Genomic DNA, 16,257 nt, shown 5'->3' on the forward strand with positions numbered 1-16,257 from the left:
AAAACGCTCGGCTGGGAAACCCCAGCCGAGCGTCTCGCTAAGCTCCTGGCCACAGCCAGTTGATCACTGTGTTGCTTCGACCCCTGGAATTCGCCGGCGTGGCGGGGGCTTCTGTCGGCTACTGCTTCGCTAGATCAGATGATCGAATTCCCCGGCCTTCGCGCCGAGGAGGAACGCCCTGAGCTTCTGAGGGCTCGTGGTGACGATGAGACCGGGCGTGTCGCTCTCGCGCATGAGGATCGCCTCGGCCGATCTGGCGATTTCTATGCAGTCATTCCCCTCGGTGGAGAATGAAGACTTCTGCCACTGTATATCCGACATGCTTCGCCTTTAAAGTCGTTGAGCGATTGTGTGCAACAGGTCGCGCGTGCCTTCGGGGCTGAGGGACATCTCTTCCGTGCGATCCAAGATCGCACGATAGTTTGCGAGATGGGTTTCCGCATCCAGCAAAGCACTGCCGTGAGCGACGTCAAGGTGCACCGTATCGAGCTGGGGGACCGGTCCGGCTGCGTACACGGTCGACAGTCCGGCGCTTGGAATGCCTCCGGAAGAAAATTGGATGGCGCGCACAGTGATGTTGTCCCGCTCCGAAGCCTCTATGACGTGCTCAAGCTGGCGTCGCGCGATTTTCGGCCCGCCGAATTCCGCGCGCATGGCGGCCTCGTGGATCAGGAACGTGCAGGTCGGCGGGGTGGGCTTGTCGAGAACGTCCCGTCGTCGCATTCGATATGACAGCCTGCGCCGCAGGTCTGCGGGTGTGGGCGCAGGCATCGCCGTCGAAAAGACGGCCTTGGCGTAGTCCTCGGTTTGCAGGAGGCCCGGCATGTGGAGAATCTGAACGGTGCGCAGGCTGATCGTGTGGTGCTCAAGCTCCGCGAGGTCGAGGGCGCCCACTGATACGGCGCCCCGGTACTCCTCCCACCATCCTTTACCGCGTTCCTCTGCCATGCGGGCCAATGCATCGACATAGGCTTGATCCGCGCACGCGTAGATCCGCGCAAGAGATCTCACGCGTTCCGGGCTCACGCCGAAGCGGCCCGCTTCGATATTGCTGATACCGGTCCGGTTGGTGCCCAGTTGCTCCGCGGCGTGCGGGGCGGTCATTCCCGCGTGCTCCCGAAGCTTCCGCAGCTCGGCGCCCAGGCGCTGTTGTCGAGCGGTTGGTGCTGTCCTTGGCGGCATGGCCCCTCCTCAAGTGCGGGCTCATGCTGTCACGTTGGCGGGATGAGCGACAGGGAGGGTCGAACGAGTTCTACGGTTCAGGTAGCAGAAGGTCGACGACTTGCCCTATGGTCCTGCCAACACCCGCACCGCACGCCGGGAAGACCCGAAGTGCAGCCATCTGCATGCCTGTTGAGGTGCTCCGGAGGGTGGCCAGGCCACGGACGAGCGTGAGGTGCGACCAACCCGCCGTTGGGAGGCGACGTATGAGAACCGTCCCGCGCAGACCCCGCACCGCCGGCAGTGAAACGGCGGTGCAGAGATGATCAGGGCTTCGCACTTCGTCCTGGGCCGTATCGGACGGCTGGGCAGAAACGCCGAGTACTGGCTCTGCTTCAACTCCAGCACTCTGATCGAGATCCCCGAGCCCCTGGCCGCGAAGCTCGTGTACGACTTCGCCGATCAGCTCGGCTTGCATGTGTGGCCAAAGCCCGAGGGTGTCCGTCGGCCACGCAGCCATCTCCGGTCGCCGTTCCGATGGCGACGACGCGCCCGTGAGCACCCCGTACCTCTCGGCAAAGCCGAGACAAGGAGGAATTCACCCCTTCGGGTAACTTTCATGCCGTTTCGGCGTGTCCGCTTGGCGGAAAAATAAGAGCAGGCAACCGCCCGCCGTGCGCCACAGCCCCCGTACGGCGGGCGGTCCGTGCGTCCGGGGGCGGGGAATCCGGGGGTATGCGAAAGGGCCGTCCTCCCCGAGCGGTGGGGAGGACGGCCCTTTCGTGGATCGTGAGCGGTCCGTCGACTACAGCACGCGCACCGCGCCCGTGGGCGGCGAGTAGCTGAGGTCGCGCTCGACCACACCGGTGCTGGGGTTCTGCGCACCGATGAACTTGCCGCCACCGATGTAGACGGCGACGTGGTAGGCGCTGCCGGAGGAGCCCCAGTAGAGGATGTCGCCGGCCTGCAGGTTGCTCAGCGACACCTGGGTGCCGTGCGCCGACTGGTCCTGCGAGACGCGCGGCAGGTCGATGCCGATCTGGCTGTAGGCGGCCATGACGAGGCCGGAGCAGTCGTACGAGGACGGGCCGGTGGAGCCCATCACGTACGCCTTGCCGACCTGCGCCTGCAGGAAGGAGATCAGGGTGGAGACGCTGCCCGAGCCGGTGTTGGTGGGCGTCTCGGAGGACGAGGAGGCGGCGTCGGCGGCCTCCTCGGAGGAACCGGTGGCGGACTTGGCGCTGAGGTTCTTGCGCTCGCTGGCGCGCGAGGCACGGGCCTCGTCCTGCTGGCGCTTCTCCTTCTCCGCCGCGGCCTTCTTCTCCGCGGCGTCGGCGATGCGGTTCGCCTCGTCCTTGGCCTGCTTGGCGGCGTCCTTGGCCTGGTCCGCGACCTGGTCCTGCTGCGCGCTCTCCTGGTAGCCGAAGGCGGTCTGCTGGGTGGCAGCCGCGCTCTGCGCGATGGAGGAGGCGATCGTCGCGTTGATCGCCGGCATCTCCATGGTCGCCTCGGTGGGCTTCTCGACGGCGGTGGCGGAACCGGCGCCCGCCACGGCCAGAGTGCTGAGGACGCCACCGGCAACACCCGTGCGCACGACCCACGACTGGGTGGCCGTACGGCGGGGCTTCCGGTGGCTGGTTATATGCGCGTTCGGGGACATGGGACAACGGACTATCAGGCCGCGCAGGCTGAGTTCAATAAAGGTGACGTGCGTCACAATTGGCGTGCGCGCGGCGATAATTCGGACATTTGGTCACGGTGGCGTCACGGCCCTTGATGGGGCGTCATGCGCGAACAGCCGCCTCAGCACGGCGTTTGACCCCCGGCGGTGATCGTCGGTGCGCATATCACCTTGACGGCCCGGATGTCGAAGCTACCCGGGGAAACCGGCCGCGGAACCCCTTGAGGCGTGGCATAGCTCACGCCTCCGCCCCCGGCCCGGCCGTCCGCTCGTGAAGGGAGGCGCGAGCCGCGACCCGGGGCGCGGGTGACTGCCGTCGCCTCAGTGGGCGGCATCGATTTACCAGTTGGCGATCTCGAACACCAATTTGCGTGTATCGGCCATGTCTTGATAGGGCCGCACCCCTCCGACCAGTGCCGCGACCCCGGAATGTCACCTCTGGTGATCACTCGACCGCTTCGGGTATGAAGATCGGTGCTCATCCGACTTGATGATCGTTCGTCAGGTGGTGGAGATCACAAACGCGGGCGTGTACCCCGTGTCGCAGATCACAGCCCGGCGGGCATAGGATGCGCTCGACCCGGGCTTGTGAACTGCCTCACATATGGGCGATCTTCGCGGTCATCCCCAGAGGCCGGGAGCCCGCCGGGGTCCGGTCAGCCAGCAGTCAGCGTCTTTCGGAAGTCGACTGGAAGGAGCGAGGAGCGGTGAACGCCTACGCGCCCATCCTCGTACTGGGAGCCCTCGGGGCAGGCTTCGCGATCTTCTCCGTGGTCATGGCCTCGCTCATCGGGCCCAAGAAGTACAACCGCGCCAAGCTCGAGGCGTACGAATGCGGCATCGAGCCCACTCCGCAGCCCGCCGGGGGCGGGCGCTTCCCGATCAAGTACTACCTGACGGCGATGCTCTTCATCGTCTTCGACATCGAGATCGTCTTCCTCTACCCCTGGGCCGTCACCTTCGACTCCCTGGGGCTGTTCGGGCTCGTGGAGATGCTGCTCTTCGTGCTCACCGTCTTCGTCGCCTACGCCTACGTCTGGCGCCGCGGCGGCCTGGAATGGGACTAGGGGGCACCACACCATGGGACTCGAAGAGAAGCTGCCCAGCGGCTTCGCGCTGACCACCGTCGAACAGGCCGCGGGATGGGTGCGCAAGGCGTCCGTCTTCCCGGCCACGTTCGGACTGGCCTGCTGCGCCATCGAGATGATGACCACCGGCGCCGGGCGCTACGACCTCGCCCGCTTCGGCATGGAGGTCTTCCGCGGCTCCCCGCGCCAGGCCGACCTGATGATCGTGGCCGGGCGGGTCAGCCAGAAGATGGCGCCGGTGCTCCGCCAGGTCTACGACCAGATGCCCAACCCCAAATGGGTCATCTCCATGGGCGTCTGCGCCTCCAGTGGCGGCATGTTCAACAACTACGCGATCGTCCAGGGCGTCGACCACATCGTGCCGGTCGACATCTACCTGCCCGGCTGCCCGCCCCGCCCCGAGATGCTGATGGACGCGATCCTGAAGCTGCACCGGAAGATCCAGGGCGAGAAGCTCGGCGCGCACCGCGAGGAGGCGGAGCGCGAGGCGGAGGAGGCGGCCCTCAAGGCCCTGCCGCTCATCGAGATGAAGGGTCTGCTGCGGTGAGCGACGAGAAGCGCGACGGCGCGCACCCGGAGCAGGACGCCGACGCCCGGAACCTGCCGGGCCAGCGCGGGGACCAGGGCGAGGCGATCCGCGTCCAGCGCGGCATGTTCGGCGCCAGGAACGGCGGCGACACCTCCGGCTACGGCGGCCTTGTCCGGACCGTGCGGCTGCCCGGCGAGGCCACCCGGCCGTACGGAGGGTGGTTCGACGAGGTGGCCGACGAGCTCGAAGGGGCCCTGGAGGAACAGGGCCTGCTCCCGGCGAACGCCATCGAGAAGACCGTCGTCGACCGGGGCGAACTCACCTTCCACATCGCCCGCGAGCACCTGCCGCGCGTGGCCCGCACCCTGCGCGACGACCCCGCGCTCCGCTTCGAACTCTGCACGGGCGTCAGCGGGGTGCACTTCCCCGACGACAAGGGCCGGGAGCTGCACGCCGTCTACCACCTGCGCTCGATCACCCACAACCGGCTGATCCGGCTGGAGGTCGGCGTCCCCGACGACGACCGGCACCTGCCCTCGATCGTGGACGTCTACCCCACCAACGACTGGCACGAGCGCGAGACCTACGACTTCTTCGGCCTCGTCTTCGACGGCCACCCGGCGCTCACGCGGATCATGATGCCGGACGACTGGCAGGGCTTCCCGCAGCGCAAGGACTACCCGCTCGGCGGCATCCCCGTCGAATACAAGGGCGCCCAGATCCCGGCTCCGGACCAGCGGAGGTCGTACTCCTGATGTCTCCCGTATCGAGCGAGTCCAGCCCGCGCGAGACCACCGAAGGCACCGTCTACACGGTCACCGGCGGCGACTGGGACGAGATCGCCACCGCGGCGAAACGGGCCGACGACGAACGCATCGTCGTCAACATGGGCCCCCAGCACCCCTCCACCCACGGAGTGCTCCGGCTGATCCTGGAGATCGACGGCGAGACCGTCACCGAGGCCCGCTGCGGCATCGGCTACCTCCACACCGGCATCGAGAAGAACCTCGAATACCGGAACTGGACGCAGGGCACCACCTTCGTCACGCGCATGGACTACCTGACGCCGTTCTTCAACGAGACGGCGTACTGCCTGGCCGTGGAGAAGCTGCTCGGCGTCGAGGAGCAGATCCCCGACCGCGCCTCGGTGATCCGTGTGCTCCTGATGGAGCTGAACCGAATCTCCTCGCACCTGGTGTGCATCGCCACCGGCGGCATGGAGCTCGGCGCCACCACCATCATGATCTACGGCTTCCGGGACCGCGAGCTCGTCCTCGACATCTTCGAACTCGTCACCGGCCTGCGGATGAACCACGCCTATGTGCGCCCCGGCGGCCTCGCCCAGGACCTGCCGCCCGGCGCGGTCGACCAGGTGCGCGAGTTCGTGAAGAAGATGCGCCGCAACCTCCCCGAGTACGACAAGCTCGCCACAGGCAACCCCATCTTCAAGGCCCGGATGCAGGACGTCGGCCACCTCGACCTCGCCGGCTGCATGGCCCTCGGCGCGACCGGCCCGGTCCTGCGCTCCACCGGCCTCCCGCACGACCTCCGCAAGGCGCAGCCCTACTGCGGCTACGACACCTACGACTTCGAGGTGGCGACCGCCGACAGCTGTGACGCCTACGGCCGCTTCCTCGTCCGCCTGGAAGAGATGCGGCAGTCCCTGCGGATCGTCGAGCAGTGCCTGGACCGGCTGGCGCCCGGCCCCGTCATGGTCGCCGACAAGAAGATCGCCTGGCCCGCCCAACTGGCCCTCGGGCCGGACGGCCTCGGCAACTCCCTCGACCACATCAAGAAGATCATGGGCACGTCGATGGAGGCCCTGATCCACCACTTCAAGCTGGTGACGGAGGGCTTCCGGGTACCCCCCGGGCAGGCGTACGCGGCGGTGGAGTCCCCCAAGGGCGAGCTCGGGGTGCACGTCGTCAGCGACGGCGGCACCCGCCCGTACCGGGTCCACTTCCGCGACCCGTCCTTCACCAACCTCCAGGCCATGGCGGCGATGTGCGAGGGCGGCCAGGTGGCCGACGTCATCGTCGCCGTCGCGTCCATCGACCCCGTGATGGGAGGCGTCGACCGGTGAGCGATGTCCAGTTGGGGATGCCCCAGCTACCTGCCCCCGACTATCCCGCCGAGGTGCGGGCCCGGCTGGAGGCCGATGCGAAGGAGGTGATCGCCCGCTATCCCGACAGCCGCAGCGCGCTGCTTCCCCTGCTGCACCTGGTGCAGTCGGAGGAGGGGCACGTCACCCCGACCGGCATCCGCTTCTGCGCCGAACTGCTGGAGCTGACCACCGCCGAGGTCACCGCGGTCGCGACCTTCTACACCATGTACCGCCGCGGGCCCAGCGGCGACTACCAGGTCGGGGTCTGCACCAACACGCTGTGCGCGGTGCTGGGCGGCGACGCCATCTTCGAGGCGCTGCGCGCCCACTTGGGCGTCGGCAACGGCGGCACCACCGAGGACGGCGCGGTCACCCTCGAACACATCGAGTGCAACGCGGCCTGCGACTTCGCCCCCGTGGTGATGGTCAATTGGGAGTTCTTCGACAACCAGACCGTGGAGAGCGCCAAGGCCCTGGTCGACGACCTGCGTGCCGGGCGCCCGGTCGAACCGACGCGCGGCGCGCCCCTGTGCACCTTCAAGGAGACGGCCCGCATCCTGGCCGGCTTCCCCGACGGGCGGCCGGGCGCCGTCGAGGCGGGCGGCGGCGCCGGGCCCGCGACCCTGGCGGGGCTGCGGCTGGCCAAGGGCGAGGGCCCGGCCGCCCGCGTCGGCCCGCCGCGCGGCGCACCGGCGCGGGGCGACGGCGCGGCGCACCACGAGGAGGGGGAGGGATGACCATGGCACCCACCGACGGGGGCACCGCCCGGCCGGAGGCCGGTGGCGAGACCAGTCCGGAGAAGCTCTTCACCCCTGTGCTCAGCGCCTTCTGGGACCAGCCGCGGTCCTGGACGCTGGAGACCTATCTGCGGCACGACGGCTACGCGGGCGCGCGCAAGGCCCTCGCCATGGCGCCCGACGACGTCATCGCCTACGTCAAGGACTCCGGGCTGCGCGGCCGTGGCGGCGCCGGCTTCCCCACCGGGATGAAATGGCAGTTCATCCCCCAGGGCGACGGCAAGCCGCACTACCTCGTCGTCAACGCGGACGAGTCGGAGCCCGGCACCTGCAAGGACATCCCCCTCCTCTTCGCCAATCCGCACGCCCTCATCGAGGGCATGGTGATCGCCAGTTACGCGATCCGCTGCGACCACGCCTTCATCTATCTGCGCGGCGAGACCGTCCCCGTGCTGCGGCGGCTGCACGAGGCCGTGCGCGAGGCGTACGCGGCGGGGTATCTCGGCCGGAACGTCCTGGGCAGCGGGCTCGACCTCGACATCACCGTGCACGCGGGGGCGGGTGCGTACATCTGCGGCGAGGAGACCGCACTCCTCGACTCGCTCGAAGGCCGTCGCGGCCAGCCCCGGCTCCGGCCCCCCTTCCCCGCGGTCGCCGGTCTGTACGCGTGCCCCACTGTGGTGAACAACGTCGAATCCATCGCGTCGGTTCCCGCGATCCTCAACCGGGGCAAGGAGTGGTTCCGTTCGATGGGCAGCGAGAAGTCCCCGGGCTTCACGCTCTACTCGCTCAGCGGCCACGTCGCCAACCCCGGCCAGTACGAAGCCCCGTTGGGTATCACCCTGCGGCAGCTCCTCGATGTGAGCGGCGGCATGCGCCCCGGCCACCGGCTCAAGTTCTGGACGCCGGGCGGCTCCTCGACCCCGATGCTCACCGAGGAACATCTCGACGTGCCGCTGGACTACGAGGGCGTGGGCGCCGCCGGTTCGATGCTGGGCACCAAGGCCCTGCAGTGCTTCGACGAGACCACCTGCGTGGTGCGGGCCGTCACCCGCTGGACCGAGTTCTACGCGCACGAGTCCTGCGGCAAGTGCACGCCCTGCCGCGAAGGCACCTACTGGCTGGTGCAGTTGCTGCGCGACCTGGAGGCGGGCAAGGGCCGGATGTCCGACCTCGACAAGCTCGCCGACATCGCCGACAACATCAACGGCAAGTCCTTCTGCGCCCTGGGCGACGGCGCCGCCAGCCCGATCTTCTCCTCGCTCCAGTACTTCCGCGCCGAGTACGAGCAGCACATCAAGGACAAGGGCTGCCCCTTCGACCCCGCCAGGTCCACCGCCTGGGCGGACGGCCCGAGCCGTGCGGTGGTGGGCGCATGACCCCCGACCGCCGTACCGGGACGCCGCGTTCCGACCGCTCGCACCTGGAGGTGCACGCATGACAGTCACCGCGTCTGCTTCCTCCGGAGGGGGGAACGCGGCCGTACCGCCGGACGACCTCGTGTCCGTGAGCATCGACGGCATCGCCGTCTCGGTGCCCAAGGGCACCCTCGTGATCCGCGCGGCGGAGCTGCTCGGCATCGAGATCCCCCGGTTCTGCGACCACCCGCTGCTCGACCCCGCCGGTGCCTGCAGACAGTGCATCGTCGAGGTCGAGGGCCAGCGGAAGCCGATGGCCTCCTGCACGATCACCTGCACCGACGGCATGGTCGTCAGGACCCAGCTCACCTCGCCCGTCGCCGAGAAGGCCCAGCGCGGGGTGATGGAGCTGCTGCTCATCAACCACCCGCTCGACTGCCCCGTCTGCGACAAGGGCGGCGAGTGCCCGCTGCAGAACCAGGCGATGTCCGCCGGACAGGCCGACACCCGCTTCGAGGGCCGCAAGCGCACCTTCGAGAAGCCGGTGCCGATCTCCAGCCAGGTCCTCCTCGACCGCGAGCGCTGCGTGCTGTGCGCCCGCTGCACCCGCTTCTCGCAGCAGATCGCGGGCGACCCGATGATCGAGCTGCTGGAGCGCGGCGCGCTGCAACAGGTGGGCACCGGCGAGGACGTGCCGTTCCAGTCGTACTTCTCGGGCAACACCATCCAGATCTGCCCGGTGGGCGCGCTGACCTCGGCGGCGTACCGATTCCGCTCCCGGCCCTTCGACCTCGTCTCGTCGCCCTCGGTGTGCGAGCACTGCGCGGGCGGCTGCGCGACCCGTACGGACCACCGGCGCGGCAAGGTGCTGCGCCGTCTCGCCGCCGACGACCCCGAGGTCAACGAGGAATGGCTGTGCGACAAGGGCCGCTTCGCGTTCCGCTACGCGCAGCGGCCGGACCGGCTCACCACCCCCCTCGTGCGTGGCGCCGGGGGCGTCCTGGAACCGGCGAGCTGGCCCGAGGCGCTGGAGGCCGCGGCCCGCGGGCTGGCCGCCGCGCGCGGCAGGACCGGGGTGCTGACGGGCGGCCGGCTGACGGTCGAGGACGCCTACGCCTACGCCAAGTTCGCGCGCGTCGCCCTCGACACGCACGACGTGGACTTCCGGGCGCGGGCGCACAGCGCCGAGGAGGCCGACTTCCTCGCCGCCCGGGTCGCCGGACGGGGACGTGACCTCGACGGCAGCGGCGTGACGTACCGGACGCTGGAGCAGGCGCCCGCCGTGCTGCTCGTCGGCCTGGAGGCGGAGGAGGAGGCGCCCGGCGTCTTCCTGCGGCTGCGCAAGGCGCACCGCAAGCACGGACAGCGCGTCTTCTCCCTCGCCACCCACGGGACCGGCGGGCTGCTGAAGGCGGGCGGCACGCTGTTGCCCGCCGCACCCGGCACCGAGCCGGAGTGGCTGCGGGCGCTGGCGGACGCGGTGGGGCTGGACGCGGCCGGGCAGGCGGCGGCGGAGGCGCTGCGCGCCGACGGCTCGGTGATCGTCGTCGGCGAGCGGACGGCGGCCGTGCCGGGCGCGCTGACCGCCGTCCTCGCGGCCGCCGCGGCGACCGGTGCGGCCCTGGTGTGGATCCCGCGCCGGGCGGGGGAGCGGGGCGCGCTCGAAGCGGGCGCCCTGCCGGGGCTGCTGCCGGGCGGCCGCCCGGCCACCGACCCGCGGGCGCGCGAGGAGACGGCCGCCGCGTGGGGCGTCCCCGACCTCCCGCGCAGCCCCGGCCGGGACACCGGCCAGATCGTCGAGGCCGCGGCCACCGGCGAGTTGGGCGCCCTGCTGGTCGGCGGGGTGGAGGTCGCGGACCTGCCCGACCCGGCACGCGCGCGTGCCGCGCTCGACGCCATCGGCTTCCTGGTGAGCCTGGAGCAGCGGCCGGGCGAGGTGACGGAGCGGGCGGACGTGGTGCTGCCGGTCGCCGCGGTGGCCGAGAAGGCGGGCACGTTCCTCGACTGGGAGGGGCGTGCCCGTCCCTTCGGGGTCGCGATCCGGCTCGATCAGCTGACGCATCGTCATGTCCCGCCGGACGGGCGGGTGCTGCACATGCTGGCCGACGCGATGGGGGTGGCCCTCGGGCTGCCGGACGTCGAGGCCGCGCGGACGGAGCTGGACCGGCTCGGCGCCTGGGACGGCGCCCACGCGGCCGACCCCGCCGAGCCCGGCGGCCCCGCGCGGCGGCCCGCCGCCGGGGAGGCCGTGCTCGCGGGCCACCGGCTGCTGCTCGACGAGGGCCGGCTCCAGGAGGGCGACGACGCGCTCGCCGGCACGCGGCACGCGGCGGTCGCCAGGCTGTCCGCCGCGACCGCCGCGGAGGCGGGGCTGCGCGACGGCGACCCGCTCGCCGTGACCGGCCCGGCCGGGACCGTACGGCTGCCGCTGCGCGTCACCCCCATGCCGGACCGGGTGGTGTGGCTCCCGCTGAACTCCGTGCCCGGCGGGGTCACCGCCGGGACGGGCGCCCGCCCCGGCGAGCTCGTACGGATCGCGGCGGGCGCGGGCGGCACGGACGGCGGCACGGACAACGAGTCCTTGGAGGCGCTGCGGTGAAGGCTTACCAGCTGGCCGCCGAGAACCTGTCGATGTTCGGCAGGGATCCCTGGTGGCTGGTCGTCGTCAAGGCCGTCTTCTGCTTCGCGTTCGTCATGCTGACGGTGCTGTTCTCGATCGTCTGGGAACGCAAGGTCGTCGCGTGGATGCAGCTGCGCATCGGCCCCAACCGGCACGGCCCCTGGGGCATGCTGCAGTCCCTCGCGGACGGCATCAAGCTGATGCTCAAAGAGGACGTGATCGTCAAGCGGGCGGACAAGGCGGTCTATCTGCTGGCCCCCGTCGTCGCGGCCGTCCCGGCGTTCATGGCGATCGCCGTGATCCCCTTCGGCCCGGCGGGCAACGAGGTCTCGATCTTCGGGCACCGCACCACGATGCAGCTCACCGACCTGCCGATCGGGGTGCTCTACATCCTCGCGACCGCGTCGGTCGGCATCTACGGCATCGTCCTGGCGGGCTGGTCCTCCGGCTCCACCTACCCGCTGCTCGGCGGGCTGCGGTCGTGCGCGCAGATGATCTCGTACGAGATCGCGATGGGCGTCTCCTTCGCCGCCGTCTTCCTCTACTCGGGGTCGATGTCGACCTCGACGATCGTGGAGGCGCAGCACGACAGGTGGTACGTCCTGCTGCTGCCGGTGTCCTTCCTCATCTACATCGTGGCGATGGTCGGGGAGACCAACCGGGCACCGTTCGACCTGCCGGAGTCCGAGGGCGACCTGGTCGGCGGCTTCAACACCGAGTACTCGTCCATCAAGTTCGCGATGTTCATGCTCGCCGAGTACGTCAACATGGTGACGGTGTCGGCGGTCGCCGTGACGCTCTTCCTGGGCGGCTGGCGTGCTCCGTACCCGGTCTCCGCGTTCTGGGAGGGCGCGAACCACGGCTGGTGGCCGATGCTCTGGTTCGTCGTCAAGCTGCAGCTTCTGCTGTTCTTCTTCATCTGGCTGCGCGGCACCCTGCCGCGGCTGCGCTACGACCAGTTCATGAAGCTGGGCTGGAAGGTCCTCATCCCGGTCTCGATGGTGTGGCTGATGCTCGTCGCGACCGTCCGCGCGCTGCGGAACGAGCACTACGACTTCCAGCGGATCACGCTGTACGTGGGCGGCGCGGTCGTCGCGATCCTGCTGCTGTCCTTCGTCGCCGACGTCTTCCGCGACCGCGGCGCGGCGGCCGGGGAGGCGGCCGAAGGGCCGGGCCCGAAGGGCGGGTTCGACCCGATGGCGGGCGGCTTCCCCGTGCCCCCGATGCCCGGCCAGACCCTGCCGCCGGTGCCCCGACGCCCCTCGCGCCATGACCGTGAGCTCATTGTCAGTGGTGGCGTCGATACTGTGAGTGACGGCCCCCGAGAAGGAAAGGAGGGCAACGGTGCCTGACTTCCAGAACCCCGTCGCCGGCTTCGGCGTGACCTTCAAGGCCATGTTCAAGAAGCGGCTGACCGAGCAGTATCCGGAGGAGAAGAAGCACACGGCGCCGCGCTTCCACGGCCGCCACCAGCTCAACCGCCACCCGGACGGGCTGGAGAAGTGCATCGGCTGCGAGCTCTGCGCGTGGGCCTGCCCGGCCGACGCGATCTATGTGGAGGGCGCGGACAACACCGACGAGGAGCGCTATTCCCCCGGCGAGCGCTACGGCCGCGTCTATCAGATCAACTACCTCCGCTGCATCCTCTGCGGCCTGTGCGTCGAGGCGTGCCCCACCCGCGCCCTCACCATGACCAATGAGTACGAACTGGCCGACACCAGCCGCGAGTCGCTCATCTACACCAAGGAGGAGCTCCTCGCGGGCCTGGAGGAGGGCATGGTCGAATCCCCGCACGCGATCTTCCCCGGCATGACCGAACAGGACTACTACCGGGGCCTGGTGACGGAGGCCGCGCCGGGCACGGTGCGCCAAGTGGCCGTCTCCAAGGGCGAGAGGCCGCCGGAGCCCGCGGGCTCCGGCGGCGCGCCGTCCGGGGAGGGGGAGGCATGAGCGCCCTCGCCGCCACGGGCACCACCTCGACCGGCGAGGCCGTGCAGTTCTGGCTGCTGGGCACGGTCGCCGTGCTCGGCGCGCTGTCCACCGTGCTGATGAAGAAGGCCGTGCACAGCGCCCTGTCGCTCGCGGGCACCATGATCGTGCTCGCGGTCTTCTACCTCGCCAACGGCGCCTACTTCCTGGGCGTCGTCCAGATCGTCGTCTACACCGGCGCGATCATGATGCTCTTCCTCTTCGTCGTCATGCTGGTCGGCGTCACCGCCGCCGACTCCCTCAAGGAGACGATCAGGGGCCAGCGCCTGCTCGCCGGGCTCTGCGTACTCGGCTTCGGCATCCTGCTGGTCGCGGGCATCGCCAACGCCTCCCTGAAGGATTTCGACGGCCTCGGCCAGGCCAACTCCGGCGGCAATGTGCAGGGCCTCGCCGCCCTCCTCTTCACCAAGTACGTCTTCGCCTTCGAGATCACCGGCGCCCTGCTGATCACCGCCGCCGTGGGCGCGATGGTCCTCACCCACCGCGAGCGCACCGAGCGCCTCCCGGGCCAGCGCGAGCGCGCCGAGGCCCGCGTCCGCGAGGGCAGGCAGCTGCCCCCGCTGCCCGCCCCCGGCGTCTACGCCCGGCACAACGCCGTGGACGTGCCCGGTCTGCTGCCCGACGGCACCCCCTCGGAGCTCACCGTCAACCCCACGCTCCGCTCCCGCGGCCAGATCCGCGACGTCTCGGGCGAGGCGCTCCAGGACCTGGCGGCGCTGGAGCAGCGCTCCGCGGAGTGGGTCACGGGCGGCCGCGGCGAGGACGCGAAGGAGGTCCGCAAGTGAATCCCGTCAACTACCTCTACCTGGCCGCGGTGTTGTTCACCATCGGCGCGGCCGGAGTGCTCATCCGGCGGAACGCGATCGTCGTCTTCATGTGCGTCGAGCTGATGCTGAACGCCTGCAACCTGGCGTTCGTCACCTTCTCCCGGCTGCACGGCAATCTGGACGGCCAGATCATCGCGTTCTTCACCATGGTCGTGGCCGCCGCCGAAGTGGTGATCGGCCTCGCGATCATCGTGACGATCTTCCGCTCCCGCCATTCGGCCTCGGTCGACGACGCCGGCCTGCTGAAGCTGTAAGGGGACGCTGACGTGGAGAACCTCATCGGACTGCTCGTCGCGGCCCCCCTGCTGGGCGCGGCCCTCCTGCTGTGCTGCGGCCGCCGCCTGGACCGCGCGGGCCACTGGATCGGCACGCTGCTCGCGGCGGTGTCCTTCGCCGTCGGCGTGGTGCTCTTCGCCGACATGCTGGGCAAGGGCGGCGAGCACCGGACGCTGACCTCGCACCTGTTCAGCTGGGTGCCGGTCGGCGGCTTCCGCGCGGACGTGGCCTTCCGGCTGGACCAGCTGTCGATGACCTTCGTCCTGCTGATCACGGGCGTGGGCACGCTGATCCACCTCTACTCGGTCGGCTACATGGAGCACGACGAGCGCCGCCGCCGCTTCTTCGGCTATCTCAACCTCTTCCTCGCCGCGATGCTGCTGCTCGTCCTCGCCGACAACTACCTTCTGCTGTACGTCGGCTGGGAGGGCGTCGGCCTCGCCTCGTACCTGCTGATCGGCTTCTGGCAGCACAAGCCCAGCGCGGCCACGGCGGCGAAGAAGGCGTTCCTCGTCAACCGCGTCGGCGACATGGGCCTGTCCATCGCGATCATGCTGATGTTCACCACGTTCGGCACCTTCGCCTTCGGGCCGGTCCTGACGCACGCGACGGACGCGGGGGAGGGCAGACTGACGGCCATCGGGCTGATGCTGCTGCTCGCCGCGTGCGGCAAGTCCGCCCAGGTGCCGCTGCAGTCCTGGCTCGGCGACGCGATGGAGGGCCCGACCCCGGTCTCCGCCCTGATCCACGCGGCGACGATGGTGACCGCGGGCGTCTATCTGATCACCCGGTCCGGCGCGATCTTCAACGCGGCGCCCGACGCGCAGACCGCGGTCGTCACGGTGGGCGCGGTGACGCTGCTCTTCGGTGCGATCGTCGGTTGCGCGAAGGACGACATCAAGAAGGCCCTGGCCGGTTCGACGATGTCCCAGATCGGCTACATGATCCTCGCCGCCGGTCTCGGCCCCGTCGGCTATGTCTTCGCGATCATGCACCTGGTGACCCACGGCTTCTTCAAGGCGGGCCTCTTCCTCGGGGCGGGCTCGGTCATGCACGGCATGAACGACGAGGTGGACATGCGCCGTTACGGCGGTCTGCGCTCCTATATGCCGGTCACGTTCGTCACCTTCGGCCTCGGCTACCTCGCCATCATCGGCTTCCCCGGCCTCTCCGGCTTCTTCTCCAAGGACAAGATCATCGAGGCCGCCTTCGCCAAGGGCGGTACGGAGGGCTGGATCCTCGGCGGCGCGGCCCTGCTGGGCGCGGCGATCACCGCGTACTACATGACGCGCGTGATGGTCCTGACCTTCTTCGGCGAGAAGCGCTGGCAGCCCGACGCCGACGGCAACCTGCCGCACCCGCACGAGTCGCCGCGCACCATGACGATCCCCATGGTGGTCCTGGCCGTCGGATCGGTCTTCGCCGGTGGGCTGTTCAGCATCAACGACACCTTCCTGAAGTGGCTGGAGCCCGTCACCGGGCACGCCGAGGGCAACTCGCCGGTCGGCGCGCTCACCGTCACGATCGGCACCATGGTCGTCCTCGTCCTCGGCGTGGCGCTCGCCTGGGCGCAGTACGGGCGCAGGCCCGTCCCGGTCACCGCGCCCCGGGGGAACGTGCTCACCCGGGCCGCCCGGCGGGACCTGCTCCAGGACGACTTCAACCACGTCGTGCTGGTCCGCGGCGGCGAGCAGCTCACCCGCGGCCTGGTCCGCGCCGACCACTCGCTGGTCGACGGCGTGGTCGACGGCACCGCCGCCGCCGTCGGCGGGCTCTCGGCCCGGATGCGCAGGCTGCAGAACGGCTACGCGCGGTCGTACGCGGTCTCGATGTTCGGCGGTGCGGCGGTGCTCATCGCCGCGACCCTGCTGATGAGGGCGGTCTGAT

At 69.9% G+C, this 16,257-nt stretch carries 15 protein-coding genes; 12 read left to right on the forward strand and 3 right to left on the reverse strand.

The annotated features are described in order from the left end of the window. Positions 1-129: 129 nt before the first annotated feature. The 3 genes from ACWD4A_RS29330 to ACWD4A_RS29340 form a co-directional block, all read right to left on the reverse strand. Positions 130-321 (reverse strand): DUF397 domain-containing protein, encoded by a 192-nt coding sequence (locus ACWD4A_RS29330; protein WP_451198539.1) that lies wholly within the window; start codon positions 319-321, stop codon positions 130-132. A 9-nt stretch (positions 322-330) separates the two neighbouring features. Then, entirely contained in the window at positions 331-1,182 is an 852-nt protein-coding gene (locus tag ACWD4A_RS29335) for a Scr1 family TA system antitoxin-like transcriptional regulator (RefSeq protein ID WP_451198540.1), read from the reverse strand. Positions 1,183-1,966: 784 nt separating this feature from the next. After that, positions 1,967-2,821: a C40 family peptidase gene (locus tag ACWD4A_RS29340; RefSeq protein ID WP_451198542.1), complete on the reverse strand. Its 855-nt coding sequence runs from the start codon at positions 2,819-2,821 to the stop codon at positions 1,967-1,969. Between the two features lie 728 nt (positions 2,822-3,549). Between ACWD4A_RS29340 and ACWD4A_RS29345 the strand changes: the two genes are divergently transcribed. Genes ACWD4A_RS29345 through nuoL form a run of 12 tightly spaced genes read left to right on the forward strand, consistent with a single transcriptional unit; the run spans position 3,550 to position 16,256 of the window. Beyond that, positions 3,550-3,909 carry an NADH-quinone oxidoreductase subunit A gene (locus ACWD4A_RS29345; protein WP_121803748.1) on the forward strand — a complete coding sequence of 120 codons (360 nt, stop codon included), beginning with the start codon at positions 3,550-3,552 and terminating at the stop codon, positions 3,907-3,909. Between the two features lie 13 nt (positions 3,910-3,922). Continuing rightward, on the forward strand, positions 3,923-4,477 hold the full coding sequence (locus tag ACWD4A_RS29350; RefSeq protein ID WP_451198544.1) for a NuoB/complex I 20 kDa subunit family protein: 555 nt from the start codon (positions 3,923-3,925) through the stop codon (positions 4,475-4,477). Next, positions 4,474-5,214 carry an NADH-quinone oxidoreductase subunit C gene (locus tag ACWD4A_RS29355; RefSeq protein WP_451198546.1) on the forward strand — a complete coding sequence of 247 codons (741 nt, stop codon included), beginning with the start codon at positions 4,474-4,476 and terminating at the stop codon, positions 5,212-5,214. The genes ACWD4A_RS29350 and ACWD4A_RS29355 overlap by 4 nt, the downstream gene beginning before the upstream one ends. Then, entirely contained in the window at positions 5,214-6,542 is a 1,329-nt protein-coding gene (locus ACWD4A_RS29360; protein ID WP_451198548.1) for an NADH-quinone oxidoreductase subunit D, read from the forward strand. Before ACWD4A_RS29355 ends, ACWD4A_RS29360 begins: the two co-directional genes overlap by 1 nt. 17 nt (positions 6,543-6,559) lie before the next feature. Continuing rightward, positions 6,560-7,300, forward strand: coding sequence for an NADH-quinone oxidoreductase subunit NuoE (gene nuoE / locus ACWD4A_RS29365; RefSeq protein WP_451198550.1), 741 nt, complete (start codon positions 6,560-6,562; stop codon positions 7,298-7,300). After that, positions 7,297-8,679, forward strand: a complete 1,383-nt coding sequence (gene nuoF, locus ACWD4A_RS29370) for an NADH-quinone oxidoreductase subunit NuoF (RefSeq protein ID WP_451198552.1) — start codon at positions 7,297-7,299, stop codon at positions 8,677-8,679. Before nuoE ends, nuoF begins: the two co-directional genes overlap by 4 nt. Positions 8,680-8,737: 58 nt before the next feature. Beyond that, positions 8,738-11,257 carry an NADH-quinone oxidoreductase subunit G gene (locus tag ACWD4A_RS29375; protein ID WP_451198554.1) on the forward strand — a complete coding sequence of 840 codons (2,520 nt, stop codon included), beginning with the start codon at positions 8,738-8,740 and terminating at the stop codon, positions 11,255-11,257. A 32-nt stretch (positions 11,258-11,289) separates the two neighbouring features. Further along, the gene (gene nuoH, locus ACWD4A_RS29380) at positions 11,290-12,630 is read left to right on the forward strand and encodes an NADH-quinone oxidoreductase subunit NuoH (RefSeq protein ID WP_451198579.1); all 1,341 of its coding nucleotides are present in this window, start codon (positions 11,290-11,292) and stop codon (positions 12,628-12,630) included. Beyond that, complete coding sequence (gene nuoI / locus ACWD4A_RS29385; RefSeq protein ID WP_451198555.1) at positions 12,623-13,228, forward strand: NADH-quinone oxidoreductase subunit NuoI; 606 nt, start codon at positions 12,623-12,625, stop codon at positions 13,226-13,228. Before nuoH ends, nuoI begins: the two co-directional genes overlap by 8 nt. After that, on the forward strand, positions 13,225-14,052 hold the full coding sequence (locus ACWD4A_RS29390; RefSeq protein ID WP_451198556.1) for an NADH-quinone oxidoreductase subunit J: 828 nt from the start codon (positions 13,225-13,227) through the stop codon (positions 14,050-14,052). The genes nuoI and ACWD4A_RS29390 overlap by 4 nt, the downstream gene beginning before the upstream one ends. Continuing rightward, positions 14,049-14,348, forward strand: coding sequence for an NADH-quinone oxidoreductase subunit NuoK (gene nuoK, locus ACWD4A_RS29395; protein ID WP_451198558.1), 300 nt, complete (start codon positions 14,049-14,051; stop codon positions 14,346-14,348). The genes ACWD4A_RS29390 and nuoK overlap by 4 nt, the downstream gene beginning before the upstream one ends. 12 nt (positions 14,349-14,360) lie before the next feature. Further along, positions 14,361-16,256, forward strand: coding sequence for an NADH-quinone oxidoreductase subunit L (gene nuoL, locus ACWD4A_RS29400; protein WP_451198559.1), 1,896 nt, complete (start codon positions 14,361-14,363; stop codon positions 16,254-16,256). Position 16,257 lies beyond the last annotated feature (1 nt).

It is taken from the genome of Streptomyces sp. NPDC002537, from assembly GCF_053594975.1.